Below are 25906 nucleotides of genomic sequence, written 5' to 3'. Positions count from 1 at the left end.
TAATAGTGAATAGATGAAAATTATTGTTCCGGGTTTCTTATGCGCCAGCTCAATCGACTCAACCAGTATCACCGCCTCTGGCAGCCTTCGCAGGGTGCAACGCAACAGGTCACCATCAGCGAGCTGGCCGCCCGCTGTTTTTGTAGCGAGCGGCATGTCCGAACCCTGCTGCGCCAGGCCCAGGAGGCGGGCTGGCTCAGCTGGCGAGCGCAGTCTGGCCGCGGTAAGCGCGGTGAGCTCACGTTCCATGTCGCCCCGGAGTCACTGCGCAATGCGATGATGGAAGAAGCGCTGAAAAGCGGGCAGCAGCATAACGCGCTGGAACTGGCGCAGCTTGCCCCTGAAGCGCTGCGGTCATTACTGCATCCTTTTTTGGGCGGGCAGTGGCAAAACGACACGCCGACGCTGCGCATCCCCTACTATCGCTCGCTGGAACCGCTTCAGCCGGGTTTTTTACCGGGCCGGGCAGAGCAGCATCTGGCGGGAGAAGTCTTCTCAGGCCTGACGCGTTTTAACGGTAATAGCAGTGAACCTACGGGCGATCTGGCGCATCACTGGGATGTCTCTGCTGACGGCCTGCGCTGGCATTTCTACATTCGCTCCACCCTGCACTGGCATAACGGCGATAAAATAGAAACGGCGCAACTCCAGCGAAGTCTGACAGCGCTGTTGACGCTTCCCGCCCTCCGCACTCTGTTTCAGAGCGTCTTATGTATTGAAACAACGCATCCACAGTGTCTGACGTTTAGGCTGCATCAACCGGACTACTGGCTGCCGCACAGGCTGGCAACCTACTGCAGCCGTCTGGCGCATCCCGACCATCCTGCGGTTGGCAGTGGCCCGTTTCGGCTGGCCGCCTTTGAGCCCGACCTGGTTCGTCTGGAAAGCCATGAGCAGTATCACCTGAGCCATCCGCTGCTCAAAGCCATCGAATACTGGATCACTCCCCAGCTTTTTGATTACAGCCTGGGCACCAGCTGTCGTCACCCGGTGCAAATCGCGATCGGCGAGGCCGACGAGCTGGAAAGTCTGCGGCTGGTAAGCAGCAGCACCAGCCTGGGGTTCTGTTACCTCACGCTAAAACAGAGCGCGCGCCTGAGTGAGATTCAGGCAAAGCGGCTTATCAATATCATTCATCTCTCCAGGCTTCTTCACACACTTCCGCTAAACGAAGGGCTCATCACGCCCACCCAGGAACTGCTTCCCGGCTGGACCATCCCCGAATGGCCTGATTTATCGGACGTCACCCTCCCTGAAGCGTTGACGCTGGTTTACCATCTCCCTGTTGAGCTTCACACCATGGCCAGCCAGTTGAAGGCATACCTGGCGCTACAGGGGTGTGAACTGACCGTCATCTTTCACGACGCCAAGACGTGGGACGGATGCCTGGAGCTTGCCGATGCAGACATCATGATGGGGGACAGGCTGATTGGCGAAGCGCCGGAATATACGCTTGAACAGTGGCTGCGCTGCGATGCCCTCTGGCCGCACGTTCTTAGCGCACCGGCTTACGCCCATCTGCAAGCCACGCTGGATGCGGTACAGACTCAGGCCGAGGCTCGGGATAGACGCGCGGGACTGCAAGCCATCTTTAACCGGTTAATGGAGAGTGCGGTGCTGACGCCACTCTTTAATTATCAATACCAAATCAGTGCTCCGCCTGGCGTGAATGGTATACGCCTCAACACCCGCGGCTGGTTTGACTTTACCGAAGCCTGGTTGCCCGCGCCCAAATCGTGAAGAAGCTGGTCGCCGTCGTGGTCAGACGGTAACATAACGTTTTTACCGTAACAGTCGAGATGATTTATGAAACGTGCCGTCGTCGTGTTCAGCGGAGGACAAGACTCAACTACCTGCCTGGTCCAGGCCCTTCATCAGTACGATGAAGTTCACTGTGTCACTTTCGATTATGGTCAGCGTCATCGCGCTGAAATCGACGTTGCCCGTGAACTAGCCCTGAAACTGGGCGCACGCGCGCACAAAGTGCTGGACGTTACGCTGTTAAATGAACTGGCCGTGAGCAGCCTCACCCGCGACAGTATTCCTGTGCCAGACTATGAACCCGATGCCAGCGGCATTCCAAATACCTTCGTGCCGGGCCGTAATATCCTGTTCCTGACTCTGACGGCGATCTACGCCTACCAGGTAAAAGCCGAAGCGGTGATCACGGGCGTGTGCGAGACCGACTTCTCCGGCTACCCGGACTGTCGTGATGAGTTCGTTAAAGCGTTAAACCACGCCGTTAATCTGGGGATGGCGAAAGAGACGCGCTTTGAAACTCCGCTCATGTGGCTGGATAAAGCCGAAACCTGGGCGCTGGCGGACTACTGGGGCAAGCTGGACCTTGTTCGCAGCGAAACGCTCACCTGCTATAACGGTATCAAAGGCGACGGTTGCGGCCAGTGTGCGGCCTGTAATCTGCGCGCTAACGGGCTGAACCACTATCTTGCCGATAAATCCGGCGTGATGGCCGCGATGCAGAAAAAGACCGGTCTTAAATAGGGCTACTTGACCGTGCTGTCGCAAACAGGTGTCGACAGCACGAGTACGCCTTAACATGTCTTACACGATCATCAACTCCAGCTTTTCCCGCAGTTCCCCTTCCAGCGGCAGCGCTTTCTGCGTTTTCAGATCGATACAGACAAACGTGATCAACGCATCTGCGACCACCTGCCCTTCTGGATCGAGCGTCACCACCTGGCTTAATACCCCGCTTTTGCCATTGATCTGTTGCACCTGGCTGGTTACCGTGAGCACGTCACCCAGCACGGCCGGACGGCGGTAGTTGATGTTGATATTGACGACCACAAACGCGATGTTGTGCGCGGTCAGCCACTGAAAGCTTTCGCTGTTTTCCAGCCCGTCCCAGCGCGCTTCTTCAAGAAACTCAAGATAGCGAGCATTGTTCACATGCTGATAAACGTCGAGATGAAAACCGCGTACTTTGATTTTTGTCTGCATAGCGCAATAGCCTTTACTGTTATTGTAGGAAGAGAGGTCATAACTGGTATGACCTCTTTATCCTGGCAAAATTTTGCCGCAGTGCAAGAAATTGCGTAATTACAGCGTCAGGTGTGAGAGGTTGCGCTCAACCAGCGCGCTGCCCATGCCCGGCACCTGCTTGAGATCGTCGACCGTTTTGAAAGGACCATACTCTTCGCGGTAGCTGACGATGGCCTGCGCTTTTTTCAGGCCCACGCCGTTCAACGCACGGGCGAGATCTTCCGCTGAGGCCGAATTGATACTGACCCGCGTACCTTCATCATCCGCATTTTTACCGGCATCTGTCGCTTTGGTTTGCCCCTGCACCGGCGCTGCCGCATCGGACTTGCTCTGCGTAGCCTGTGCTTTGGCAGCAGGCGTCGCCGCCAGCGCGCCCGCGCTCATCCCGGTGGTGGCAATAGCCAGCGTAATTAACAGTGCTTTGATTCCACATTTCATGCTGTTATCTCCTTGTTTGTTGACAGCCACGTCACGATAGCCGCCAGTTAAAACCGGCACAAACAGCAGATTGCAGAAATGGAAAAGGCCGCGAAAGCGGCCTTGAGTTTTTGCAGAGCGTTACGAAAATCTGCGAGCAGACACGTAATTACTGCTGCTGAGTCATTACATCACCCAGCTTGATTTTGGCTTCTTTACGCAGGTTGCTCATCATGGCTTCGAAGGCAATCTGAGCATTGTTCTGGGTAATCCCCTGAACCATAGCTTTCTTCTGCGCTTCTGGCAGGGTACCGGCTTTCACTTCATCCAGCGCCAGCAGAACGACGTTACCCTGCGTATCGGTGGTGGTACCAAAGCTTGGCTTATCCTTCGCAGGCAGAGTCAGACCAAACGCGGCCTGGCTGATTGGGTCCTGGCCGGTACGGCTCAGCGTTTTCGCTTCACCGAAGCTCAGGCCAGCCGCTTTCAGCGCGTCTTCTTTACCCGCTTTCAGATCGGACAGAATCTTCTCAGCATCCAGTTTCGCCTGCTGTTCCGCTTTGTTGTGCTTAACCTGAGCGACGACCTGATCCTTCACTTCCGCCAGCGGTTTGACCGCTTCTGGCTTGTGCTCGCTGACGCGCAACACAAACGCACGATCGCCGTCGACGGTAATGATGTCAGAGTTACTGCCCGGCGTGCCGTTCTCAACCACCAGACCACCGTTGAAGATGGCATCGGAAACCGGTTTGAAGTTCAGCTCTTCTGGAAGGTTGTCACGACCAAACCAGCCCGTCTCAACCGCCTTCACGCCCGCCGCCTGCTCTGCACCTGCCAGAGATTCGTTGTCGTTGCTGGCAGCATCGCTTACCTTCTGCTGCAGCGCGTAGTAGGCATCCAGCGCTTTTTCCTGTTTCACTTTCGCCGCGATATCATCACGAACCTCAGCCAGCGGCTTGGTTTTCGCCGCGGTGATGTCGTCCAGACGCACGACCAGGAAACCAACGGAAGACTTAATGACGCCAGAAAGCTGGCCTTTCTCTTTCAGACCGGCATTTTTCAGCTCGTCAGGGGTGGTCGCATCTTCCAGCCAGCCCATATCGCCGCCGTTTTTCGCAGAGATAATGTCGGTGGATTTCGCTTTCGCAACGGTCGCGAAATCAGCGCCTTTGTTCAGCTCATCGAGCGCCGCTTTCGCATCAGCCTCGGTTTTCGTCTGAATTACGCTGTAGCGGTTACGCTGCGGCTGAGTGAACTGATCCTGATGCTGATCGTAGTAAGACTGGATTTCAGCATCAGACGCGGTTTCCTGCAGCGCGGCCGCATCCAGCTTGATGTAGCTCACGCGGAACTGCTCTGGAGAAACAAAGGAATTCTTGTTCTGCTCGTAGTAAGCGTTGACGTCAGCGTCGCTCACCTGCTGTTTCGCCGCCAGGGCGTTCACATCAATGGTCGCTTCGCGTACAACACGCTGCTGCGCCACCAGCGCGGCCAGTTCATCCGTTTCACCTTTAAGCATGAAATCGGTGCCCACGACGGCATTGATGAGCTGCTGGGTGGTCAGCTGGTTACGCAGCGCCTGAGCGTACTGGTCGGCCGTCATCCCCATTTGATTGACGATGCTGTTGTAACGCGCGTTGTCGAATTTACCGTTAGACTGGAAGGCTTGCGTGGAGAAGATGGCTTTTTTCACCTGCTCATCGCTGATGCCAAGGCCCAGTTTTTTGGCATACTGATCAAGCAGCGCTTCGTCGATAAGACGGTTCAGTGTCTGTTGGCGCAGGGTCTTCATGTACCCTTCGTTCGCCGCCAGTTCAGAGAATTGGTCGCCCAGCTGTTGCTGCATACGGTTACGTTCACCGGCAAAAGCATTCTCGAACTGACCACGGCTGATTTCCTGGCCATTCACTTTTGCGGCATAGTTTGCGCCACCGCCAATAAGGTAACTGCTCACGCCGGTCAATATGAACGACACGATAATGATACCGAAAATAATCTTGAGCACGAGACTGTTAGCAGCCGTGCGTAAGCTGTCCATCATGGTGTAACAACACTCCGCTGTAGGTGACTGGTTACCTGACGCTGACGGAAAATCCTGCCCGTCGCGCGTGAAGGCGTATTGTGACAAGAAAACGGGGCGATTGTCAGCCCACAACTCTCATAAACTCGCACAAATCAGGTCTGGACAAACAAAAAAGGCACATCAAATGATGCGCCCTTGTACTTTCCGGCTTCCCTGAAACGGGAAAGCAATCAGTTTACTGCGTCTTTCAGCGCTTTACCTGCACGGAAACCCGGCACTTTAGCAGCAGCAATGGTGATCTCTTTACCGGTCTGAGGGTTGCGGCCAGTACGGGCAGCACGCTCTTTAACAGCAAAAGTACCGAAACCTACCAGTGCAACGTCGTCCCCAGCCTGCAGAGATTCAGTAACAGAAGCAATTAAAGCATCTAACGCACGTCCAGCTGCAGCTTTAGAAATATCAGCACCCGCAGCAATTTTGTCAATCAGTTGAGATTTATTCACTGTTCTCTTCCTCTCTTTATAATTTATATCGCGCCTGAATCCTTCACAACGCGACCGCGCAGCAGTTATATCAGGCCTGCCATGACCTTACAACACCCGTTGTTGATGACGGACCTAATCAGCAATCTAAATTAGCTATACAAAAAAAGGCTGGCAAGTGCGAAATGACTTACCAGCCTTGTTTTTATTGACGCTCTTTGCGCGAGGTCACTATTTTGCTGTTACAACCTGCATTCCGGAGGGTTCATTCTGCAGTGCGAGACTGAGAACTTCCTCAATTCGCTTCACAGGATGGATCTGCAGGTCGGCAATCACATTGTCCGGAATCTCTTCCAGATCGCGTTTGTTTTCGTAAGGGATCAATACGGTTTTGATCCCACCGCGGTGTGCCGCCAGCAGTTTTTCTTTTAAACCACCAATCGGCAGAACCTGACCACGCAGCGTAATTTCACCGGTCATTGCCACATCGGCACGCACCGGGTTACCTGTCAGGCAGGAAACCAGAGCGGTACACATAGCAATACCCGCGCTTGGGCCATCTTTCGGCGTCGCCCCTTCCGGAACGTGCACGTGGATGTCGCGTTTTTCGTAGAAATCAGGGTTGATACCCAGTTTCTCCGCGCGCGCGCGCACCACGGTCAGCGCTGCCTGGATGGATTCCTGCATCACTTCACCCAGAGAGCCGGTGTAGGTCAGCTTGCCTTTGCCAGGGACACAGGCGGTTTCGATGGTCAGCAGATCGCCGCCCACTTCCGTCCATGCCAGGCCGGTCACCTGGCCAACGCGGTTTTCGTTGTCCGCTCGACCGTAGTCGAAGCGCTGAACGCCGAGATAGGCATGCAGATTGTCGCCGTTAATCACAATGTGCTTCAGGCTCTTATCCAGCAGCAGCTGTTTCACCGCTTTACGACACAGTTTCGAGATTTCACGCTCAAGGCTACGCACGCCCGCTTCACGGGTGTAGTAGCGAATGATGCCGATAATCGCGCTGTCCTCGACGGTCAGCTCGTTGGCTTTCAGCGCGTTACGCTCAATCTGTTTCGGCAGCAGGTGCTGCTTAGCGATGTTCAGCTTCTCATCTTCGGTATAACCGGAGAGACGGATCACTTCCATACGGTCCAGCAGCGGGGCCGGAATGTTCATGGAGTTGGAGGTCGCCACGAACATCACATCGCTCAGGTCGTAGTCCACTTCCAGGTAGTGATCGCTGAACGCTACGTTCTGTTCTGGATCAAGCACTTCCAGCAGTGCAGACGCAGGGTCGCCACGCATGTCCGACGACATCTTGTCGATCTCATCGAGCAGGAACAGCGGGTTTTTAACCCCCACTTTCGCCATCTTCTGGATCAGTTTACCCGGCATAGAACCGATGTAGGTACGGCGGTGACCGCGGATTTCCGCTTCATCACGTACGCCACCCAGCGCCATACGGATATACTTACGTCCGGTCGCTTTGGCGATGGACTGACCCAGAGAGGTTTTACCCACCCCCGGCGGTCCAACCAGGCACAGAATTGGGCCTTTAATTTTGTTTACACGGCTTTGTACCGCGAGGTACTCAAGAATGCGGTCTTTCACGCGTTCCAGACCGTAGTGGTCGGTATCCAGGATTTCCTGCGCCTGACGAAGGTCTTTTTTGACCTTGCTGCGGGCGTTCCACGGAACCTGCACCATCCACTCAATGTAGCCGCGTACAACGGTCGCTTCAGCCGACATTGGAGACATCATTTTCAGCTTCTGCAGTTCTGCTTCAGCCTTCTCTTTCGCCTCTTTCGGCATCTTCGCCGCGTCGATCTTACGCTTCAGCGCTTCGTTTTCGTCCGGCGCGTCGTCCATCTCGCCCAGTTCTTTCTGAATGGCCTTCATTTGCTCGTTCAGATAGTACTCACGCTGAGATTTCTCCATCTGCTTTTTCACGCGGTTGCGAATGCGCTTCTCAACCTGCAGCAGATCGATTTCAGACTCCATCATCGCCATCAGGTATTCCAGACGTTCGTTAACGTCGGACATTTCCAGCACGGACTGCTTGTCAGCCAGCTTCAGCGGCATATGTGCAGCGATGGTGTCCGCCAGACGCGCAGGATCGTCGATGCTGTTCAGCGACGTCAGCACTTCTGGTGGAATTTTCTTGTTCAGCTTGATATAGCCTTCAAACTGGCTAATCGCGGTGCGAACCAGCACTTCCTGTTCACGCTCATCAAGCTCAGGCGAATCAAGGTACTCTGCCTTTGCAGAGAAGTGCTCGCCGTCGTCTGACAGAGTGGTAATACGCGCACGCTGCAGGCCTTCTACCAGCACCTTCACGGTGCCGTCAGGCAACTTCAGCATCTGCAAAATAGAGGCCACGGTCCCGACGGTGAAAAGATCGTTTACACCCGGCTCATCCGTTGATGCTTCTTTCTGCGCCACCAGCATGATTTTTTTATCATGATCCATGGCGGCTTCGAGGCAACGGATAGATTTTTCCCGCCCTACAAATAAGGGTATGACCATGTGCGGATAAACCACCACATCGCGCAACGGCAATACGGGGATTTCAATGCGTTCAGAACGCTCAGGATTCATAGAGCTCTCTCTTAGTTAGTGTCCGCCAGGTAAGCTGGTCATGTCACTGTGCTTCACATAACCATTAACATGTATCCAGTATATGGGGATGTTTCCCACACATTCAACGCTATGAATACGGAAAAAGTAAAGGGGAGATAAAATCCCCCCTTTTTGATTAACTGCTTGTATGATTTGGTTAATTATTCGCCAGATGCCTGCTGCGCTTCCGGTTTGCCGTAAATCAGCAGCGGCTTGGTTTGACCGCTAATGACGGACTCGTCAATCACCACTTTCTCAACGTCTTCCATCGACGGAAGATCGTACATGGTGTCGAGCAGTGCCGCTTCAACAATTGAACGCAGACCACGGGCACCGGTTTTACGGACCATCGCTTTCTTGGCAATAGCATCCAGCGCTTCGTCGCGGAATTCCAGATCAACGCCTTCCAGATTGAACAGCGCCTGATACTGCTTGGTCAGCGCATTTTTCGGCTCTTTCAGGATCTGGATCAGCGCGTCTTCGCTCAGCTCATTCAGCGTTGCCACAACTGGCAGACGGCCGATGAATTCAGGGATCAGACCGAATTTGATCAGATCTTCCGGTTCAACCTGAGACAGCAGTTCGCCTTCGTTTGGTTTTTCGGACGTCGATTTCACCGTTGCGCCAAAACCAATGCCGGAGCCGGTTTCAACACGGTGGGAGATGACTTTGTCCAGACCAGCAAACGCGCCACCACAGATGAACAGGATCTTGGAGGTATCAACCTGCAGGAACTCCTGCTGCGGATGTTTACGACCACCCTGTGGCGGAACGGCAGCAACCGTACCTTCAATCAGCTTCAGCAGTGCCTGCTGTACGCCTTCACCCGATACGTCACGGGTAATGGACGGGTTGTCAGATTTACGGGAGATCTTGTCGATCTCATCGATGTAAACAATCCCGCGCTGGGCTTTCTGTACGTCGTAATCGCATTTCTGCAGCAGTTTCTGAATGATGTTTTCGACGTCCTCACCCACATAACCGGCCTCGGTCAGGGTGGTGGCATCCGCCATCGTAAACGGAACATCAAGCAGACGCGCCAGGGTTTCAGCCAGCAGCGTTTTACCGGAACCGGTTGGGCCGATCAGCAGAATGTTACTTTTACCCAGTTCTACGCCATTGCTGGTATCGCCGTTACGCAGACGTTTGTAGTGGTTATAGACCGCTACCGCCAGCACTTTCTTGGCCTGCTCCTGTCCGATGACGTAGTCGTCAAGGTGATGACGAATTTCATGCGGCGTTGGCAGCGCGCTGCGCTCACGGTGCGGTGCGACTTCTTTAATCTCTTCGCGAATGATGTCGTTACATAAATCGACACATTCGTCGCAGATATACACGGACGGCCCGGCAATCAGTTTACGCACTTCATGCTGGCTTTTGCCGCAAAAAGAGCAGTACAGCAGTTTGCCCGAACCATCTTTGCGTTTATCTGTCATGAGTCCAAACCTCTTTTTAAGTTCTTTGTGCCGCACATGACGACGCAAATGCCATTCTAAGACGCAAGCTGCAATCAGCAGCGTGCCGCCCTACCTTAGTATAGCGGCACACTCGCGTCGCGGGCATCAATTACGATGGGTCAACACGGAGTCGACTAAGCCGTACTCAACTGCCTCTGGAGCAGAGAGGAAGCGATCGCGCTCGGTATCGCGCTCGATCTGCTCGAGTGGTTGACCCGTATGCTGCGCCATAAGTTCATTCATGCGCGCTTTTACTTTCAGAATTTCGCGGGCGTGGATTTCGATATCCGTCGCCTGCCCCTGGTAACCGCCCAGCGGCTGGTGAATCATCACGCGGGAATTTGGCAAGCAGAAACGCTTACCTTTCGCCCCTGCTGTTAACAGGAACGCGCCCATAGATGCAGCCTGACCCATACAGATAGTGCTTACATCAGGCTTGATGAATTGCATGGTGTCATAAATGGACATTCCTGCTGTAATCACGCCACCCGGGGAGTTAATGTACAGGTAAATGTCTTTTTCCGGGTTTTCCGCTTCCAGAAACAGCATCTGCGCAACGATCAGGTTAGCCATGTGGTCTTCCACCTGGCCGGTCAGAAAGATAACGCGTTCCTTGAGCAGACGGGAATAGATATCAAAAGAACGCTCACCACGTGAGGTCTGTTCAATAACCATTGGCACCAGAGCCATATGGGGTGCAAAGTTATCTCGTTCGCCACTGTATGACATTTCCGTCTCCTGGATCAAAATTGAAAACACCTGCTGTACTGATTGTAACCTTACGGACGGATTATCAGCCAGTCTCATTCATCATGATTACGTACTTATGGGGTTCACAGTGCCCTATTTCAAGCATAACAACCTTTTGTTGTTACGCTAACACCGAAAGGGCGTTTTAGCACTCTTCCTGGGCTATCGCTGCGATAAAAAAAACCCGCTGCCGCAAGGCAACGGGTTTTCTGTTCAAACTTTAAACCGTTGGGGCGAAATTACGCCTGCTGGTTCATCAGTTCGTTGAAAGAGGTCGCTTTTTCGGTCACTTTCGCTTTCGCCAGTACCGCTTCAACAGCCTGCTCTTCCAGGGCAACGTTGCGCATGTTGTCCATCAGTTCTTTGTTCTTACCGTAGAACTCGATCACTTCTGATGGATCTTCGTATGCAGAAGCCATCTCTTCGATCAGGCCTTTCACACGCTCTTCGTCAGCTTTCAGCTCGTGGGTACGAATTACTTCGCCCAGCAGCAGGCCAACAACAACGCGGCGTTTCGCTTGCTCTTCGAACAGCTCGCGTGGCAGTTCCATCGCTTGCTGCTGGTTGCCACCGAAACGCTGTGCAGCCTGACGACGCAGAACGTCGATTTCGCTGTCGATCAGGGCAGCTGGAACGTCGATTTCGTTGGCTTTCACCAGACCTTCGATCGCCTGAGATTTCACGCGGTTACGCACCGCGCCGTTCAGTTCGCGTTCCATGTTCTTACGCACTTCGGTACGCAGGCCCGCTACGGAACCATCTTCCACGCCGAAACGCTTGATGAATTCTTCAGTCAGTTCTGGCAGTTCGCGCTCTTCAACTTTCTTCAGGTTGATAGCGAACTTCGCTGCTTTCCCTTTAAGGTTTTCAGCGTGGTATTCTTCCGGGAAGGTCACGTCGATGGTGAACTCTTCGCCAGCCTTGTGGCCTTTGATACCGTCTTCGAAGCCTGGGATCATACGACCCTGGCCCATCGCCAGTACGAAGTCAGACGCTTTACCGCCTTCGAACTCTTCGCCGTCTACAGAACCGGTGAAGTCGATGGTGACACGGTCTTCAGCGTCAACAGCGCCTTCTTTCTCTTTCCAGTTCGCCTGCTGCTTGCGCAGGGTATCCAGCATGCCGTCAACGTCTTCGTCAGTCACGGAAACAACTGGTTTTTCAACTTCGATAGATTCCAGACCTTTCAGCTCAACTTCCGGGTACACTTCGAACTCTACGGAGTAGGTGAAGTCTTCGCCCAGTTTGTATTCGCCTGGAACGTAGTTAGGCGCGCCGGCCGGATTGATTTTTTCTTTGATGATCGCATCAATAAAGTTACGGCTCATCAGTTCACCCAGCACATCCTGACGCACGGAAGCGCCATAACGCTGAGCAACAACATTCATTGGTACTTTGCCCTTGCGGAAGCCGTCAATACGTACTTTTTTTGCTACGTTGACCAGCTCGCTTTTCACAGCAGTTTCGATGCTGTCAGCAGCGATAGTAATCGTTACACGGCGGCCAAGGCCTTGAGTGGTTTCAACTGAAACTTGCATCTTGTTACCTCAAAAAAATCACAGTGCTCGGTCAACTCTGAATCTGTCTGTTATACCGGGATGCTCTCTTAGTGCAGATTCACATTCCCTGTCGCCAGAATCATCCCGAAGACATTCAATAAGACGCGGCATTATAGCGGCATCACTTAGGTGAGTCGAGAACGGTTGGGGCATGTTGCTGCGGCTTTTTTCACACTTTAAGGCTATTTTTAGTCTTAAAATCGCTCCATTCGCTCAAAACTCAGACAAAACAAAACGGCCCGGAGGCCGTTTTGAGGAAATCTGTAAGCAACATACTGGAAAAGCTCCAGCCGTTGCAAATCCGATTTATCAGGCGATAGTGCCTGCACCGCGACAGGGCGGCGATGCGAAAACCGTATCCTGCAGGCCTTCCCATTCCTTAATGGTGTAGGTATGCAGTGCCAGCGCATGCACGGTCGTGGAGAGCTCTTCCGTCAAGGTGCTGTAGATCAAGCGGTGTCGATTCAGGAAACGTTCTCCCGTGAAGCGATCGCTAACCAGAACCACTTTAAAGTGGCTTTCAGAACCTGCCGGCACGTTATGACGATAGCTTTCGTCGACGACTTCGAGGAACACAGGGTTGAACGCTGCCCTTAATTTATCTTCTATATGCTCACGTATCATCATGAAATTACTCCTCCGACAACGCCAGGATGTCACCCATCCCTTTAAATGTTAGCCGCTTTTACCGTTTCCATTACACCTTGACAACAAATATTTAGCTTTCGTCTGATTTTCTCATTCAAACGAATGAAGTTCACTGTGAGACTCATACGTTTTGTCATACACGGATTGGGAAAAAGGGTGATCTGGTCAGTTTTCGGACAAGGCGATGAATTTACATGCGTTGACCACTTCCCCTCGCCGTTGGCGATGTTATGATGGCGGCAATTTTTCTCTTTATATGCTTACGATTCGTTGAGAACCCGAAAATGTTAAAAAAACTCTTCTTTCCGTTGGTAGCCCTTTTTATGCTGGCAGGCTGTGCTACCCCGCCTACCACCATTGATGTCTCACCAAAAATCACTCTGCCTCAGCAGGACCCAAGCCTGATGGGCGTCACCGTGAGCATTAACGGTGCCGATCAGCGTCAGGATCAGGCGCTGGCTAAAGTGACCCGCGATAACCAGCAGGTTACTCTCACCGCCTCCCGCGACCTGCGCTTCCTGCTCCAGGAAGTGCTGGAGAAACAGATGACCGCTCGCGGCTACATGATTGGCCCAAGCGGCGCGGTTGATCTGCAGATCATCGTGAATAACCTGTACGCTGACGTGTCTCAGGGCAACGTGCGCTACAACATTGCGACCAAAGCGGATATCGCCATCATTGCCACCGCGAAGAATGGCAACAAGATGACTAAAAACTACCGCGCCAGCTACTCTGTTGAAGGTGCCTTCCAGGCTTCTAACCAGAACATTGCTAACGCCGTGAACAGCGTGCTGACCGATACCATCGCCGATATGGCGCAGGACACCAGCATTCACGACTTCATCAAGCAGAACGCGCGTTAATCCCGCTCGCTGACCCGGTGTATCACCGGGTCAGTTTTATAAGAACATGTCCAGCCATTACTTACGCATTTTCCAGCAACCGAAATCAGCGATTCTGCTGATCCTCGGCTTCGCCTCGGGTTTACCCCTCGCACTTACTTCCGGCACGCTTCAGGCGTGGATGACGGTTGAGAACATCGATCTTAAAACCATTGGTTTCTTCTCGCTTGTCGGCCAGGCCTATGTCTTTAAGTTCCTGTGGTCTCCGGTCATGGATCGCTACACGCCGCCTTTCCTCGGACGTCGACGCGGCTGGCTAGTGATGACGCAGATCCTGCTGCTACTGGCTATTGCGGCAATGGGATTTCTTGAACCCACCACCCAGCTTCGCTGGATGGCAGCGCTTGCGGTGGTGATTGCCTTCTGTTCCGCCTCTCAGGATATCGTGTTCGACGCCTGGAAGACGGACGTGTTACCTGCTGAAGAGCGCGGTGCTGGTGCAGCAATCAGCGTGCTGGGCTATCGCCTCGGGATGCTGGTCTCAGGCGGGCTGGCGCTGTGGCTGGCCGACCGTTACCTCGGCTGGCAGGGCATGTACTGGCTGATGGCCGCCCTGCTGATCCCCTGCATCATCGCGACGCTGTTCGCGCCCGAACCGAGTGACGTTATTCCGGTTCCCCGCTCGCTGGAGCAGGCCGTCGCCGAACCTCTTCGTGACTTCTTTGGCCGCAACAACGCCTGGCTGATCCTGCTGCTCATCGTCCTTTATAAGCTGGGTGATGCCTTTGCCATGAGCCTCACCACCACCTTCCTGATCCGGGGCGTCGGTTTTGACGCCGGTGAAGTGGGTGTGGTGAATAAAACGCTGGGGCTGTTTGCGACCATCGTCGGTGCGCTTTATGGCGGCGTGCTGATGCAACGCCTGACGCTGTTTCGCGCGCTGCTGATTTTCGGCATCCTTCAGGGCGCCTCTAACGCAGGCTACTGGCTGCTGTCGATTACCGACAAACATACGATCAGCATGGCCGCGGCGGTGTTCTTCGAAAACCTCTGCGGCGGCATGGGAACAGCGGCGTTTGTCGCCCTGCTGATGACCCTGTGCAATAAGTCGTTTTCCGCTACCCAGTTCGCTCTGCTCTCGGCGCTTTCCGCAGTTGGCCGCGTGTACGTTGGCCCGATTGCCGGCTGGTTCGTGGAAGCCCACGGCTGGCCAACATTTTATCTCTTCTCGGTCGTGGCTGCCGTGCCGGGGATTTTATTGCTGCTGGTCTGCCGTCAGACGCTGGAATATACCCAGCGGACAGAACATTTTATGCCGCGCACCGAATATCGCCGCGCCTACCGTTTTGCGCTACGTCTGTTAATGGCGGGCTGCATTGCTCTGGCGCTCTGGCTTGTGGTGCTTATTATCAATGCCAGCACCTCTCTGGTACTCCCTTTCGAAGCCCTTCTGCTGGACGCAGGCGCCCTGCTGGCTATCGCCGGGATCCTGATCGGAGGTCTGCTTGATTTCATGGCGTTGCGTAAAACGCAGATGACCTGAAGAAAAATGCGAAAGGTTATTTCCCGTTGTAATCACTAACTGAAATTATAACGGCGAAATAGCCGCCAGGCGCAAAAAAAATATTTGTTGTTTTGTGCGGGATAAGATTTGGAAATTATTGGCTCCCATTCCAAAACGCTATTTTTCATTAAACGATTCAGCATACGAGAGTTTGATTTTTCGTTTTTCAGATGTCTTTTTATTGATAATTAATTGTTAATTTTTTGTTTATTTTCAACAATGGTTATACCAATTGCCCCTTTTAGGGTATGCTTGGGGGTCCTTTCGTTATAAAGCCCATGCCATGCGGCTTCGGTCATAAAAACCGACATAATTTGCAACACTTGTGACACGTGCGGCAGAACCCGGTAACACCTTCCTGACACAGGCCTAATGATGTTTACAGTAATGTAACCTTCCCGTAAAATGCCCGCACACTTTAAACGCCACCAGACTCCGTGGAATTGAGGTCGTTAAATGAGACTCGGGAAATACAATAAAAGTTTGGGATGGTTGTCATTATTCGCGGGCACTGTATTACTCAGTGGCTGCGATTCTGCACTACTTGACCCCAAAGGACAGATTGGACTGGAACAACGTTCACTGATATTGACGGCTTTTGGCCTGATGTTGATTGTGGTTATTCCTGCCATTTTGATGGCTGTTGGTTTCGCCTGGAAGTATCGTGCGAGCAATAAAGATGCGAAGTATAGCCCTAACTGGTCACACTCCAATAAAGTGGAAGCTGTGGTCTGGACGGTACCTATTCTGATCATCCTGTTCCTTGCCGTACTGACCTGGAAAACCACTCACGCACTTGAGCCAAGCAAACCGCTGGTTCACGATGAGAAACCTATTACCATTGAAGTGGTCTCCATGGACTGGAAATGGTTCTTCATCTATCCAGAGCAGGGTATTGCTACCGTGAATGAAATCGCCTTCCCGGCGAACACTCCGGTTCAGTTCAAAGTGACCTCCAACTCCGTAATGAACTCCTTCTTCATCCCACGTCTGGGTAGCCAGATTTACGCGATGGCCGGTATGCAGACCAACCTGCATCTGATCGCGAATGAAGCAGGCACCTATGATGGTATCTCCGCCAGCTATAGCGGCCCGGGCTTCTCAGGTATGAAGTTCAAAGCTATTGCGACGCCAGACCGTGCCGCTTTCGACCAGTGGGTTGAAAAAGCGAAGCAGTCTCCAAACACCATGTCTGACATGGCGGCGTTCGAAAAAGTGGCTGCACCAAGCGAATACAACAAGGTGGAGTACTTCTCTAATGTGAAACCAGATTTGTTCAAAGACGTTATTGGCAAATTTATGGATCACGGCAAGAGCATGGACATGACCCAGCCTGAAGGCGAGCACAGCGCGCACGAAGGTATGGAAGGCATGGACATGAGCCACGCGGAAACCGCTCACTAAGGGGCCGAGGAAGAAAATGTTCGGAAAATTGACACTGGATGCAGTGCCCTACCATGAACCGATTATCGTGGTTACGGTGGCTGCAATTATCATTGGTGGCGCGGCCTTACTGGCCCTGATCACTTACTTCGGTAAGTGGAGTTACCTGTGGAACGAGTGGCTGACTTCGGTTGACCACAAAAAACTCGGTATCATGTACTGCATCGTCGGTATCGTCATGTTAATTCGTGGCTTTGCGGATGCGATCATGATGCGTAGCCAGCAGGCACTCGCTTCTGCGGGTGAAGCCGGCTTCCTGCCACCGCACCACTACGATCAGATCTTTACCGCCCACGGCGTTATCATGATCTTCTTCGTGGCGATGCCGCTGGTTATCGGTCTGATGAACGTTGTCGTTCCGCTGCAAATCGGCGCGCGCGACGTGGCGTTCCCGTTCCTGAACAACCTGAGCTTCTGGTTCACGGTTGTCGGCGTTATCCTGGTTAACCTGTCACTGGGTGTGGGCGAATTCGCGCAGACCGGCTGGCTGGCTTACCCGCCGCTGTCAGGAATTGAGTACAGTCCGGGCGTTGGCGTCGACTACTGGATTTGGGCGCTTCAGCTCTCCGGTGTCGGTACTACCCTGACCGGTATCAACTTCTTCGTGACCATTATCAAGATGCGTGCCCCAGGCATGACCATGTTCAAGATGCCGGTATTTACCTGGGCATCTCTGTGCGCCAACATCCTGATTATTGCCTCCTTCCCAATTCTGACCGTCACCATCGCGCTGCTGACCCTGGACCGCTACCTGGGCACCCATTTCTTCACGAATGATATGGGTGGCAACATGATGATGTACATCAACCTGATTTGGGCCTGGGGTCACCCGGAAGTGTACATTCTGGTTCTGCCTGTGTTCGGTGTGTTCTCCGAAATCGCGGCAACCTTCTCGCGTAAACGTCTGTTTGGTTACACCTCTCTGGTGTGGGCAACCGTGTGTATTACCGTTCTGTCGTTCATCGTTTGGCTGCACCACTTCTTCACCATGGGTGCTGGCGCGAACGTAAACGCCTTCTTCGGTATTACCACCATGATTATCGCCATCCCTACCGGGGTGAAGATCTTCAACTGGCTGTTCACCATGTACCAGGGCCGTATCGTGTTCCACTCAGCGATGCTGTGGACTATCGGCTTCATCGTGACCTTCTCCGTAGGTGGGATGACCGGCGTACTGCTGGCGGTACCGGGTGCTGACTTCGTTCTGCACAACAGCCTGTTCCTGATTGCGCACTTCCATAACGTTATCATCGGTGGCGTGGTCTTCGGCTGCTTCGCTGGCGTAACCTACTGGTGGCCAAAAGCGTTCGGCTTCACGCTGAACGAAAAATGGGGTAAACGCGCGTTCTGGTTCTGGATCATCGGCTTCTTCGTGGCATTTATGCCGCTGTACGTGCTGGGCTTCATGGGTATGACCCGTCGTCTGAGCCAGCAGATCGATCCGCAGTTCCACCCAATGCTGATGGTTGCAGCGGGCGGCGCCGTGCTGATTGCCTGCGGTATCGCGTCTCAGCTGATTCAGTTCTACGTGTCTATTCGCGACCGCGACCAGAACCGTGACCTGACCGGTGACCCATGGGGTGGCCGTACGCTGGAGTGGGCAACCTCTTCTCCACCTCCTTTCTATAACTTTGCCATCGTGCCGCAGGTTCATGAACGCGACGCATTCTGGGAAATGAAAGAAAAAGGTGAAGCGTACAAGCAACCTGCTCATTACGAAGAAATCCACATGCCGAAAAACAGCGGTGCGGGCATTGTGATTGCCGCCTTCGCAACGGTATTTGGTTTCGCAATGATCTGGCACATCTGGTGGATGGCGATTGTTGGCTTCGCCGGCATCGTAATCAGCTGGATTGTGAAGAGCTTTGACGAGGACGTGGACTACTACGTGCCAGTCCGTGAAGTTGAGAAGCTGGAAAATCAGCATTTCGACGAGATTTCTAAAGCGGGGCTGAAAAATGGCAACTGATACTCTGGCGCACTCAACTGCCCACGCGCATGAACATGCGCACCACGATACAGGACCGACCAAAGTCTTCGGTTTCTGGATCTACCTGATGAGCGACTGCATTCTGTTCTGCTGTCTGTTCGCGACCTACGCCGTTCTGGTGAACGGCACGGCGGGCGGCCCGGCTGGCAAGGACATCTTTGAACTGCCGTTCGTTCTGGTTGAAACCGCACTGCTGTTATTCAGCTCCATCACCTACGGCATGGCGGCTATCGCCATGTACAAAAACAACAAGAGCCAGGTTGTGTCCTGGCTGGCGTTGACCTGGCTGTTTGGTGCTGGATTTATCGGGATGGAAATCTATGAATTCCATCACCTGATTCTGGAAGGTTTCGGTCCAGATCGCAGTGGCTTCCTGTCCGCGTTCTTCGCGCTGGTCGGTACCCACGGTCTGCACGTCACCTCTGGTCTGATCTGGATGGCGGTACTGATGTTCCAGGTATCCCGTCGCGGCCTGACCAGCACTAACCGTACCCGTATCATGTGCCTGAGCCTGTTCTGGCACTTCCTGGACGTGGTGTGGATCTGTGTGTTCTCTGTTGTATATCTGATGGGGGCGATGTAATGAGTCATTCAAACGATCATGGCGCTTCCCACGGTAGCGTAAAAACCTACATGACAGGTTTCATCCTGTCGATCATCCTGACGGTGATCCCGTTCTGGATGGTGATGAGCGGTTCTGCGTCTAAACCGGTTATTCTGGGTGCAATCCTGGTGACCGCGGTGATTCAGATTCTGGTGCATCTGGTTTGCTTCCTGCACATGAACACCAAGTCCGATGAAGGCTGGAATATGACCGCCTTTATCTTTACCGTGATTATCATCGCTATCCTGGTAGTCGGTTCCATCTGGATTATGTGGAACCTCAACTACAACATGATGGTTCACTAAGAGCGGCGAGTATGTTTAAGCAATACCTGCAAGTAACGAAACCAGGCATCATCTTTGGCAACCTGATCTCCGTGATCGGAGGGTTCCTGCTGGCCTCTAAGGGCAGCATTGATTACACCCTCTTTATCTACACGCTGGTCGGTGTGTCACTGGTTGTTGCGTCCGGTTGTGTATTTAACAACTACATCGACATGGATATCGACAAGAAGATGGAAAGGACCAAAAATCGGGTGCTGGTGAAAGGCCTGATCGCCCCTTCCGTCTCGCTGGTGTACGCCACCTTGCTGGGTATTGCTGGCTTTATGCTGCTGTGGTTTGGTGCTAACCCGCTGGCCTGCTGGCTGGGGGTGATGGGGTTCGTGGTGTATGTAGGCGTTTACAGCCTGTATATGAAACGCCACTCCGTCTACGGCACGCTGATTGGTTCTCTCTCCGGCGCTGCGCCGCCGGTGATTGGCTACTGCGCGGTCACGAACGAGTTCGACAGCGGTGCGCTGATCCTGCTGGCTATCTTTAGCCTGTGGCAGATGCCGCACTCCTATGCCATCGCGATTTTCCGCTTTAAGGATTATCAGGCAGCGAACATCCCGGTTCTGCCGGTCGTGAAGGGCATTTCTGTTGCCAAGAACCACATCACGTTGTACATCATCGCCTTTGCCGTGGCAACGCTGATGCTCTCTCTGGGTGGTTACGCCGGGTATAAATATCTGGCGGTAGCGGCTGCGGTGAGCGTCTGGTGGCTCGGTATGGCGCTGCGCGGTTACAAAGTGGAAGATGACAAAGTCTGGGCGCGCAAACTGTTTGTGTTCTCGATTGTGGCCATCACCTCGCTGTCCGTGATGATGTCCGTGGACTTCATGGTGCCAGATTCACACAACCTGCTGACTTACGTCTGGTAAGCCAAACAGGTCAATAAAAGGGTGCTTCGGCACCCTTTTTTATTCACTGAATCTACTAATAACGCATGTAATATTTGTTAAATAACCCTTTATTTACCCCGCCCCTTCCCCGCACTACACTATGGCCTGCTTTTGAACTGAGGTGGTAATGAACGATTATAAAATGACGCCAGGCGAGCTACGCGCGACCTGGGGCTTAGGGACTGTCTTCTCGCTACGGATGCTTGGCATGTTTATGGTCCTGCCTGTTCTGACCACGTACGGTATGGCGCTGCAGGGGGCCAGCGAGGCGCTGATTGGGCTCGCGATCGGCATCTACGGCCTGGCGCAGGCGGTTTTCCAGATCCCGTTTGGCCTGCTCTCTGATCGGGTGGGCCGAAAGCCGCTGATCGTCGGCGGGCTGCTGGTCTTTGTGCTCGGAAGCGTGATTGCCGCCCTCTCCCACTCCATCTGGGGGATTATTCTCGGCCGCGCCCTGCAGGGTTCCGGCGCGATTGCCGCCGCGGTGATGGCGCTGCTGTCCGACTTAACCCGCGAGCAAAACCGCACTAAAGCGATGGCGTTCATCGGCGTGAGCTTTGGCGTGACCTTTGCGATTGCGATGGTGCTGGGCCCCATCATTACGCACACGCTGGGTCTGCACGCCCTGTTCTGGATGATTGCCGTGCTGGCAACCATCGGTATTGCCTTAACCCTGTGGGTTGTGCCGGACAGCAAAAACCACGTTCTGAACCGCGAATCAGGGATGGTAAAAGGCTGCTTCAGCAAAGTGATTGTCGAGCCGCGCCTGCTCAAGCTGAACTTAGGCATTATGTGTCTGCACATCCTGCTGATGTCCACCTTTGTCGCCCTGCCCGGCCAGCTTGCCGCAGCGGGTTTCCCGGCGGCTGAGCACTGGAAAATCTATCTGGTCACGATGCTGATTTCGTTTGTCTCCGTCGTGCCGTTCATCATCTACGCCGAAGTGAAGCGCAAAATGAAGCGCGTCTTCGTGGGCTGCGTGGCGGTCCTGCTGATTGCCGAAATTGTGCTCTGGGGTGCCGGCCCGCACTTCTGGGAACTGATTGCCGGCGTACAGCTGTTCTTCCTGGCCTTTAACCTGATGGAAGCCCTACTGCCGTCGCTGATCAGCAAAGAGTCCCCCGCCGGATATAAAGGCACGGCGATGGGCATCTACTCCACCAGCCAGTTTCTCGGCGTGGCGATCGGCGGCTCGCTCGGCGGCTGGGTGGACGGCCTGTTTGATTCACAAACCGTGTTCCTCGCCGGTGCGCTATTGGCAACAGTCTGGCTACTGGTCGCCAGCACCATGAAAGAGCCGCGCTACGTGAGCAGCCTGCGCGTGGAAATCCCGGATGATGTTGAGATTAGCGATACGCTGAAACAGCGTCTGGAAGCCAAAGAGGGTGTGACAGAGGTGCTCATCGTCCCGGAAGAGCGCAGCGCTTACGTCAAAATAGACAGTAAAATGACCAACCGCTTCGAGGTTGAGCAGGCGCTCAAAGCGTGAAAAAAAGCCCGGTTAAACCGGGCTTTTTATATTAATCGCGGAAGTTTTTAAACTGGAACGGTTGCCCCAGATCGCCGCCGCGCACCAGCGCCATTACGGACTGGAGGTCATCGCGGGACTTACCGGTCACGCGAATTTCTTCGCCCTGGATCTGCGCCTGCACCTTCAGCTTGCTGTCTTTAATAAGCTTAACGATCTTCTTCTGCACCGCGCTCTCGATGCCCTGCTTCAGCCTGGCTTCAACAAACCAGTTTTTACCGCTGTGCACAAATTCTTCCGGCACGTCCAGAGACGTCCCTTCGATGCCGCGCTTTAACAGCTTGGCGCGCAGAATGTCGAGCAGCTGATTCACCTGGAAATCAGACTCGCTCAGCACCTTAATGGTCTTATTTGCGTCGTTCAGCTCAAACGACGCCTCGACGCCACGAAAATCGAAACGTGACTCAACTTCGCGGGTTGCGTTCTCAACGCCGTTGCGAACTTCCTGGATATCAACTTCGGAAACAATATCGAAAGATGGCATCTTTTCTTCTCCCTTCACTTTTGTTGCGTTGCATAATACCCGCTACGAGGCATAACTCAACAGAAGCTTAGCTGTATAATTAAGCCGTAACACCTGGCGCAGTTGCAGGTGAGGAGGAACAATGAAAATTACGGTGCTCGGATGCGGAGCGCTTGGTCAGCTGTGGCTGACCGCGCTGTGCAAGCACGGACATGAGGTTCAGGGCTGGCTGCGCGTGCCCCAGCCCTATTGCAGTGTAAACCTGATTGGTGAAGACGGAAGCATCTTTAACGAATCCCTCACCGCGAACGATCCTGATTTCCTGGCGCAAAGCGACCTTTTACTGGTGACGCTCAAAGCGTGGCAGGTCTCAGACGCGGTAAAGACACTGGCCGCGCAGCTCCCCCCCACTTCACCCATACTGCTGCTGCATAACGGCATGGGGACCCTTGATGAGCTGAAAAGCGTCCCGCAGCCCCTGCTGATGGCGACGACCACGCACGCTGCGCGTCGCGACGGCAACATCATCGTGCATGTCGCCAGTGGCGTGACGCACATCGGGCCCGCCAGAACTCAGGATGGAGATTACAGCTATCTTGCCGATGTGCTGCAGAAGGTGCTGCCGGACGCGGCCTGGCACAACAACATCCGCCCTCAGCTGTGGCGCAAGCTGGCGGTAAATTGCGTAATCAACCCGCTGACGGCGCTGTGGAACTGCCCGAACGGGGAGCTGAAAAATCATCCGCAGGACGTTGCGATTTTGTGTGCGGAAGTCGCGGCGGTCGTTGAGCGGGAAGGCCTGCATACCTCGGCCGACGATTTGCGCTGTTATGTCGAGCAGGTCATTGAGAGCACGGCAGAAAACATCTCCTCGATGCTGCAGGATGTTCGGGCTTTACGCCACACGGAGATCGACTACATTACCGGCTATCTGCTAAAACGCGCCCGCGCGCACGGCATTTCCGTGCCGGAAAACGCCCGTCTGTATGACCTGGTTAAACGTAAGGAGAGTGAATATGAGCGCGTCAGCACTGATCTGCCTCGCCCCTGGTAGCGAAGAGATGGAAGCGGTCACCACCATTGATTTGATGGTGCGCGGCGGCATTAAGGTCACCACCGCCAGCGTCGCCAGCGACGGTAATCTGGCAATCACCTGCTCGCGCGGGGTGAAAATCCTCGCGGATGCCCCCCTCGTTCAGGTCGCTGACGGCGATTACGACATCATCGTGCTGCCCGGCGGCTTAAAAGGCGCGGAATGTTTTCGCGACAGCCCGCTGCTGGTCGAGACCGTGCGTCAGTTTCATTTATCCGGCCGCATCGTCGCGGCTATCTGTGCCGCCGCCGGAACGGTTCTGGTTCCGCACGATATCTTCCCCATCGGCAACATGACCGGCTTCCCGGGGCTTAAGGATACGATCCCGGAAGAGCACTGGGTGGATAAACGCGTCGTCTGGGACCCGCGCGTCAACCTGCTGACCAGCCAGGGGCCAGGCACCGCGATTGATTTTGGCTTAAAGATTATTGACCTGCTGGTCGGGCGCGAGAAAGCGTACGAAGTGGCGTCGTCGCTGGTGATGCCGGCGGGGATTTATAATTATTACGAATAGGTGCTCTCCCTCTCCCTGTGGGAGAGGGCCGGGGTGAGGGCTTCAGGCCGCACTCCCCGGCAAAAAACTACGGGCGATACACCTTCACGTTCGCAAAGCCCTGTTCGCGCAGATACAGCGCCTGCAGGCGACTCATCACCCCGCGCTCGCACCACAGCAGATACGTTTTGCTCTGGTCGAGATCGCCAAACTTGGTGCTCAGCTTATAGAACGGCAGAGAAACCACGTCGACGCCTTCAACCTGCAGCGGCTTGTCATCCTGCTCGTCAATGGAGCGGATATCCAGAATCGCATCGTTAGCGCCGAAACCGCTCACGGTTTCAACTTCAACGACTTCCTGCTCGGTCTGCTGGGCAATCTCGCGGATGTCGATGTTGGATGCTTCCTCCACCACTTTTTCCAGAATGCTGAAATCGAAGTTCTCTTCTTCCGCTTCGATCTTCGCCTTCACCGCCTTCACCGTTGGGCTTTTTGAAATCACGCCGCAGTATTCCGGCATGGTGCGGGCAAAATCTTCGGTGCCGATCTCACGCGCCAGATCGATGATGTGCTCTTTATCGTGGGAGATCAGCGGGCGCAGGATCAGCGTATCAGACACGTTGTCGATCAGACGCAGGTTGGTCAGCGTCTGGCTGGACACCTGGCCCAGCGCTTCACCGGTGACCAGCGCCTGCACGCCGTAGCGCTCGGCAACTTTGGACGCCGCACGTACCATCATGCGCTTCAGCACCACGCCCATCTGGCCGTCGTCCACTTTTTCGAGGATTTCGCCGACCACAGGTTCGAAGTTGATCGCCACGAAACGCACGCGGTGGGAGCTGCCGAAGCGGTTCCACAGGTAATGCGCGACCTGACGAACGCCGATTTCGTGCGCCGCGCCGCCCAGGTTGAAAAAGCAGTAGTGCACACGGCAGCCGCGACGCATCAGCATATAGCTGGAGACGCCGGAGTCGAAGCCGCCGGAGATCAGGGACAATACGTCTTCCTGGGTGCCAATCGGGAAGCCGCCGATACCTTCATAGCGCCCTTTCACCAGCAGCAGGCGATCGTTTTCGATCTCCAGGTTCACGGTTACGTCCGGGTTGGTCAGACGAACGCGCGCCGTTTCAACGTGCTGGTTCAAACCGCCGCCGACGTAACGTTCCACTTCAATAGAGCTGAACTCGTGCTTGCCGCGACGCTTCACGCGCACGCAGAAGGTTTTGCCTTCGATCTGGTCGCGGTACTGGACCAGCGCTTTCTCGAAGATGTCGTGCATATCGCTGAACGGAACATCTTCCACTTCCAGGATATGGTGGATCCCCGGAATACGGGTCAGCGCGTCGCGAATATCCTGACGTTTGTTTTCGTCTTTCGCACGGACCTCTACGTGGTCCCAGTGGCGCACCACGGCGAGGGTTTCGTCGTAGTGCTTTAATACGTTACGAATGTTCCCGGTGAGAATTTTAATAAAGCGCAAACGCACAGATTGGCTTTTGATGGTGATTTCAGGGAACAATTTAATGATAAACTTCATGGCGGCAATGTTTCTTAGGCAAGCGTATTAAGGCTTGTAATGGAAAAGAGTACAGCAGCCCACACCCGTGGCTGCATCCAGGCGCGCAAGTATACCACCATCGCGCCGCTCCTGTGCACATTGCGCGTTATTTGATAATTGCCCTGAGTCCGTTACCATGTCGGGGCTGAGAATATAA

General features: G+C 54.0%; 23 protein-coding genes. 12 read left to right on the top strand and 11 right to left on the bottom strand.

Annotated elements, in window-relative coordinates; all coding sequences use genetic code 11:
- The first annotated feature begins 39 nt into the window (after nucleotides 1-39).
- Nucleotides 40-1740, top strand: coding sequence for an SgrR family transcriptional regulator (locus LBF07_RS16300; protein WP_112778265.1), 1701 nt, complete (start codon nucleotides 40-42; stop codon nucleotides 1738-1740).
- 66 nt (nucleotides 1741-1806) lie between these two features.
- Entirely contained in the window at nucleotides 1807-2502 is a 696-nt protein-coding gene (gene queC, locus LBF07_RS16295) for a 7-cyano-7-deazaguanine synthase QueC (RefSeq protein WP_023310577.1), read from the top strand.
- A gap of 60 nt (nucleotides 2503-2562) precedes the next feature.
- Here queC and LBF07_RS16290 read toward each other — a convergent pair whose 3' ends face one another.
- The 9 genes from LBF07_RS16290 to bolA all read right to left on the bottom strand — a co-directional run bounded on the left by LBF07_RS16290 (nucleotide 2563) and on the right by bolA (nucleotide 12925).
- Nucleotides 2563-2961 carry a YbgC/FadM family acyl-CoA thioesterase gene (locus LBF07_RS16290; RefSeq protein ID WP_032646165.1) on the bottom strand — a complete coding sequence of 133 codons (399 nt, stop codon included), beginning with the start codon at nucleotides 2959-2961 and terminating at the stop codon, nucleotides 2563-2565.
- A gap of 99 nt (nucleotides 2962-3060) precedes the next feature.
- Nucleotides 3061-3441, bottom strand: a complete 381-nt coding sequence (locus tag LBF07_RS16285) for a helix-hairpin-helix domain-containing protein (RefSeq protein ID WP_039263937.1) — start codon at nucleotides 3439-3441, stop codon at nucleotides 3061-3063.
- Between the two features lie 148 nt (nucleotides 3442-3589).
- Entirely contained in the window at nucleotides 3590-5461 is a 1872-nt protein-coding gene (ppiD, locus tag LBF07_RS16280; protein ID WP_094934757.1) for a peptidylprolyl isomerase, read from the bottom strand.
- Between the two features lie 212 nt (nucleotides 5462-5673).
- A complete protein-coding gene (gene hupB / locus LBF07_RS16275) occupies nucleotides 5674-5946 on the bottom strand; it encodes a nucleoid-associated protein HU-beta (protein ID WP_002444653.1) in 273 nt (90 codons plus the stop codon).
- 210 nt (nucleotides 5947-6156) lie between these two features.
- Nucleotides 6157-8511 carry an endopeptidase La gene (gene lon, locus LBF07_RS16270; RefSeq protein ID WP_023334706.1) on the bottom strand — a complete coding sequence of 785 codons (2355 nt, stop codon included), beginning with the start codon at nucleotides 8509-8511 and terminating at the stop codon, nucleotides 6157-6159.
- Nucleotides 8512-8693: 182 nt separating this feature from the next.
- Nucleotides 8694-9968 carry an ATP-dependent protease ATP-binding subunit ClpX gene (clpX, locus tag LBF07_RS16265; RefSeq protein WP_023310570.1) on the bottom strand — a complete coding sequence of 425 codons (1275 nt, stop codon included), beginning with the start codon at nucleotides 9966-9968 and terminating at the stop codon, nucleotides 8694-8696.
- Between the two features lie 126 nt (nucleotides 9969-10094).
- Nucleotides 10095-10718 carry an ATP-dependent Clp endopeptidase proteolytic subunit ClpP gene (gene clpP, locus LBF07_RS16260; RefSeq protein WP_010428105.1) on the bottom strand — a complete coding sequence of 208 codons (624 nt, stop codon included), beginning with the start codon at nucleotides 10716-10718 and terminating at the stop codon, nucleotides 10095-10097.
- 260 nt (nucleotides 10719-10978) lie between these two features.
- Nucleotides 10979-12277, bottom strand: a complete 1299-nt coding sequence (tig, locus tag LBF07_RS16255; protein WP_023310569.1) for a trigger factor — start codon at nucleotides 12275-12277, stop codon at nucleotides 10979-10981.
- Nucleotides 12278-12607: 330 nt separating this feature from the next.
- On the bottom strand, nucleotides 12608-12925 hold the full coding sequence (gene bolA, locus LBF07_RS16250; RefSeq protein WP_021241655.1) for a transcriptional regulator BolA: 318 nt from the start codon (nucleotides 12923-12925) through the stop codon (nucleotides 12608-12610).
- A gap of 305 nt (nucleotides 12926-13230) precedes the next feature.
- Between bolA and LBF07_RS16245 the strand changes: the two genes are divergently transcribed.
- The 8 genes from LBF07_RS16245 (at nucleotide 13231) to LBF07_RS16210 (ending at nucleotide 22103) form a co-directional block, all read left to right on the top strand.
- Nucleotides 13231-13809, top strand: coding sequence for a lipoprotein (locus LBF07_RS16245; RefSeq protein ID WP_023310568.1), 579 nt, complete (start codon nucleotides 13231-13233; stop codon nucleotides 13807-13809).
- A gap of 46 nt (nucleotides 13810-13855) precedes the next feature.
- Nucleotides 13856-15331 (top strand): muropeptide MFS transporter AmpG, encoded by a 1476-nt coding sequence (gene ampG / locus LBF07_RS16240; RefSeq protein WP_023310567.1) that lies wholly within the window; start codon nucleotides 13856-13858, stop codon nucleotides 15329-15331.
- Nucleotides 15332-15808: 477 nt separating this feature from the next.
- Nucleotides 15809-16756: a cytochrome o ubiquinol oxidase subunit II gene (gene cyoA / locus LBF07_RS16235; RefSeq protein ID WP_014882770.1), complete on the top strand. Its 948-nt coding sequence runs from the start codon at nucleotides 15809-15811 to the stop codon at nucleotides 16754-16756.
- A gap of 16 nt (nucleotides 16757-16772) precedes the next feature.
- Entirely contained in the window at nucleotides 16773-18764 is a 1992-nt protein-coding gene (cyoB, locus tag LBF07_RS16230) for a cytochrome o ubiquinol oxidase subunit I (protein WP_014168864.1), read from the top strand.
- Nucleotides 18754-19368, top strand: coding sequence for a cytochrome o ubiquinol oxidase subunit III (locus LBF07_RS16225; protein ID WP_023334703.1), 615 nt, complete (start codon nucleotides 18754-18756; stop codon nucleotides 19366-19368). The genes cyoB and LBF07_RS16225 overlap by 11 nt, the downstream gene beginning before the upstream one ends.
- Complete coding sequence (locus tag LBF07_RS16220; RefSeq protein ID WP_006176899.1) at nucleotides 19368-19694, top strand: cytochrome o ubiquinol oxidase subunit IV; 327 nt, start codon at nucleotides 19368-19370, stop codon at nucleotides 19692-19694. Before LBF07_RS16225 ends, LBF07_RS16220 begins: the two co-directional genes overlap by 1 nt.
- A gap of 11 nt (nucleotides 19695-19705) precedes the next feature.
- Nucleotides 19706-20593: a heme o synthase gene (cyoE, locus tag LBF07_RS16215; protein WP_013095848.1), complete on the top strand. Its 888-nt coding sequence runs from the start codon at nucleotides 19706-19708 to the stop codon at nucleotides 20591-20593.
- Between the two features lie 148 nt (nucleotides 20594-20741).
- Nucleotides 20742-22103, top strand: coding sequence for an MFS transporter (locus LBF07_RS16210; protein WP_094934758.1), 1362 nt, complete (start codon nucleotides 20742-20744; stop codon nucleotides 22101-22103).
- 31 nt (nucleotides 22104-22134) lie between these two features.
- Here LBF07_RS16210 and LBF07_RS16205 read toward each other — a convergent pair whose 3' ends face one another.
- Nucleotides 22135-22626, bottom strand: coding sequence for a YajQ family cyclic di-GMP-binding protein (locus tag LBF07_RS16205; RefSeq protein ID WP_033144770.1), 492 nt, complete (start codon nucleotides 22624-22626; stop codon nucleotides 22135-22137).
- 121 nt (nucleotides 22627-22747) lie between these two features.
- Between LBF07_RS16205 and panE the strand changes: the two genes are divergently transcribed.
- Both panE and yajL read left to right on the top strand, forming a co-directional pair.
- Nucleotides 22748-23659 carry a 2-dehydropantoate 2-reductase gene (panE, locus tag LBF07_RS16200; protein ID WP_094934759.1) on the top strand — a complete coding sequence of 304 codons (912 nt, stop codon included), beginning with the start codon at nucleotides 22748-22750 and terminating at the stop codon, nucleotides 23657-23659.
- On the top strand, nucleotides 23622-24212 hold the full coding sequence (gene yajL, locus LBF07_RS16195) for a protein deglycase YajL (protein WP_033144768.1): 591 nt from the start codon (nucleotides 23622-23624) through the stop codon (nucleotides 24210-24212). Before panE ends, yajL begins: the two co-directional genes overlap by 38 nt.
- 67 nt (nucleotides 24213-24279) lie before the next feature.
- Here yajL and thiI read toward each other — a convergent pair whose 3' ends face one another.
- A complete protein-coding gene (gene thiI, locus LBF07_RS16190; protein WP_048978945.1) occupies nucleotides 24280-25728 on the bottom strand; it encodes a tRNA uracil 4-sulfurtransferase ThiI in 1449 nt (482 codons plus the stop codon).
- Between the last annotated feature and the right edge of the window lie 178 nt (nucleotides 25729-25906).

This window comes from Enterobacter cloacae complex sp. ECL352 (genome assembly GCF_020149545.1).
Classification (GTDB): domain Bacteria; phylum Pseudomonadota; class Gammaproteobacteria; order Enterobacterales; family Enterobacteriaceae; genus Enterobacter; species Enterobacter asburiae_B.
This window is presented reverse-complemented; position numbering and strand designations above follow the sequence as displayed.

Coding starts and splice junctions, on each gene's coding strand:
- clpX (WP_023310570.1), bottom strand. CDS start 9,968: ATGACAGATAAACGCAAAGATGGTTCGGGCAAACTGCTGTACTGCTCT.
- yajL (WP_033144768.1), top strand. CDS start 23,622: ATGAGCGCGTCAGCACTGATCTGCCTCGCCCCTGGTAGCGAAGAGATG.
- LBF07_RS16210 (WP_094934758.1), top strand. CDS start 20,742: ATGAACGATTATAAAATGACGCCAGGCGAGCTACGCGCGACCTGGGGC.
- LBF07_RS16290 (WP_032646165.1), bottom strand. CDS start 2,961: ATGCAGACAAAAATCAAAGTACGCGGTTTTCATCTCGACGTTTATCAG.
- ppiD (WP_094934757.1), bottom strand. CDS start 5,461: ATGATGGACAGCTTACGCACGGCTGCTAACAGTCTCGTGCTCAAGATT.
- LBF07_RS16300 (WP_112778265.1), top strand. CDS start 40: ATGCGCCAGCTCAATCGACTCAACCAGTATCACCGCCTCTGGCAGCCT.
- LBF07_RS16245 (WP_023310568.1), top strand. CDS start 13,231: ATGTTAAAAAAACTCTTCTTTCCGTTGGTAGCCCTTTTTATGCTGGCA.
- thiI (WP_048978945.1), bottom strand. CDS start 25,728: ATGAAGTTTATCATTAAATTGTTCCCTGAAATCACCATCAAAAGCCAA.
- LBF07_RS16220 (WP_006176899.1), top strand. CDS start 19,368: ATGAGTCATTCAAACGATCATGGCGCTTCCCACGGTAGCGTAAAAACC.
- cyoE (WP_013095848.1), top strand. CDS start 19,706: ATGTTTAAGCAATACCTGCAAGTAACGAAACCAGGCATCATCTTTGGC.
- bolA (WP_021241655.1), bottom strand. CDS start 12,925: ATGATGATACGTGAGCATATAGAAGATAAATTAAGGGCAGCGTTCAAC.
- LBF07_RS16285 (WP_039263937.1), bottom strand. CDS start 3,441: ATGAAATGTGGAATCAAAGCACTGTTAATTACGCTGGCTATTGCCACC.
- lon (WP_023334706.1), bottom strand. CDS start 8,511: ATGAATCCTGAGCGTTCTGAACGCATTGAAATCCCCGTATTGCCGTTG.
- LBF07_RS16225 (WP_023334703.1), top strand. CDS start 18,754: ATGGCAACTGATACTCTGGCGCACTCAACTGCCCACGCGCATGAACAT.
- cyoB (WP_014168864.1), top strand. CDS start 16,773: ATGTTCGGAAAATTGACACTGGATGCAGTGCCCTACCATGAACCGATT.
- ampG (WP_023310567.1), top strand. CDS start 13,856: ATGTCCAGCCATTACTTACGCATTTTCCAGCAACCGAAATCAGCGATT.
- tig (WP_023310569.1), bottom strand. CDS start 12,277: ATGCAAGTTTCAGTTGAAACCACTCAAGGCCTTGGCCGCCGTGTAACG.
- queC (WP_023310577.1), top strand. CDS start 1,807: ATGAAACGTGCCGTCGTCGTGTTCAGCGGAGGACAAGACTCAACTACC.
- cyoA (WP_014882770.1), top strand. CDS start 15,809: ATGAGACTCGGGAAATACAATAAAAGTTTGGGATGGTTGTCATTATTC.
- clpP (WP_010428105.1), bottom strand. CDS start 10,718: ATGTCATACAGTGGCGAACGAGATAACTTTGCACCCCATATGGCTCTG.
- panE (WP_094934759.1), top strand. CDS start 22,748: ATGAAAATTACGGTGCTCGGATGCGGAGCGCTTGGTCAGCTGTGGCTG.
- LBF07_RS16205 (WP_033144770.1), bottom strand. CDS start 22,626: ATGCCATCTTTCGATATTGTTTCCGAAGTTGATATCCAGGAAGTTCGC.